This window comes from Protofrankia sp. Cr1, assembly GCF_963555865.1.
Taxonomy (GTDB): Bacteria; Actinomycetota; Actinomycetes; order Frankiales; family Frankiaceae; genus Protofrankia.
On the sequence record NZ_CAUVXO010000098.1, the window covers coordinates 1,665 to 2,802 of the forward strand.

At 69.6% G+C, this 1,138-nt stretch carries 1 protein-coding gene; it reads right to left on the minus strand.

Going from position 1 to position 1,138, the window contains the following annotated elements; genetic code table 11:
* Positions 1–109 precede the first annotated feature (109 nt).
* Positions 110–1,129: a PDR/VanB family oxidoreductase gene (locus tag U9980_RS10660; RefSeq protein ID WP_416210221.1), complete on the minus strand. Its 1,020-nt coding sequence runs from the start codon at positions 1,127–1,129 to the stop codon at positions 110–112.
* Between the last annotated feature and the right edge of the window lie 9 nt (positions 1,130–1,138).

A 1,138-nucleotide genomic window follows, 5' to 3' on the forward strand; every position in this document is an offset into this window, starting at 1 on the left:
GTGTGACAGCACTGTCACGGCGCGACCGGCGATCCGCGTGCCCGGTCGGTACGGACGATGACGGGGTTCGATGGCGAGCCACCTGCCTTGCTCGGAGAACATCGAACCACTACAGATCCAGCACGAGGCGGTCGTGCCTCGCGCGTGAAACGCAGATCATCATCATGTCGTTCGTGGCACGTTCGTCGTCGGTCAGTAGCGAGTCCCGATGATCGACCTCACCATCCAGGACCGCCGTTTCGCAGGTCCCGCAGATACCCTCCGCGCACGAGGACAGGACCCCCAGACCGGCGTCCTCGACCACCTGAAGGATCGACAGTTCCGGCGGCACCGTCAGCGTGATTCCAGAACGCCGGCACTCAACCTCGATCGGCCGGTTGCCGCCCTCGCCCGATGCCGACACCACCGATACCGACGGCGACACGGTGGACGCCGCGGCGGCAAACCGTTCCACGTGCAGGGCTCCGGACGCCCACGACGTGCAGCGCGACTCGACGGCATCGATCAGGCCCGCCGGCCCGCAGCAGTACACGAGCGTCGACGGGGACGGCACGCTCAGGATCGCGGCCAGGTCGAGCATCCCGAACTCGTCCTCGGGACGCACCCGCACCCTGTCCCCATAACGCGCGAGCTCGTCGAGAAAGGCCATCGATGCCCGGCGCCGCCCGCCGTAGTGCAGCGTCCAGTCTGCGCCCGCCGCTTCGGCCGCCGCCACCATGGACAGCAGCGGGGTGATCCCGATGCCGCCGGCGATGAACACGTAGCGGGACGCCGCCCGCAGCGCGAAGTTGTTGCGAGGCCCCCGGACATGCAGCTCGGTGCCCGCCTGGGCGTTGTCGTGGATCCAGGCCGACCCACCCCGGCCCGCCGGCTCGCGAAGCACACCGATCCGCCACGTGCCGCAGTCCGCGGCCGGACCGCACAGTGAGTACTGCCGCACGAGCCCGTTGGGCAACACGAGATCGATGTGGGCGCCCGGGGCCCACCCCGGCAGCGGCGTTCCCGAAGCATTCTCCAGCTGCAGGGACACCACACCGTCGGATGCGCTACGCCGGGTATGGACGACAACGCGGCCGTCGAAGTCGAGCCCTCGAGGCGGGCCGACAGCGGCGACACCCGGCGAAGCCACGGTGGTGGC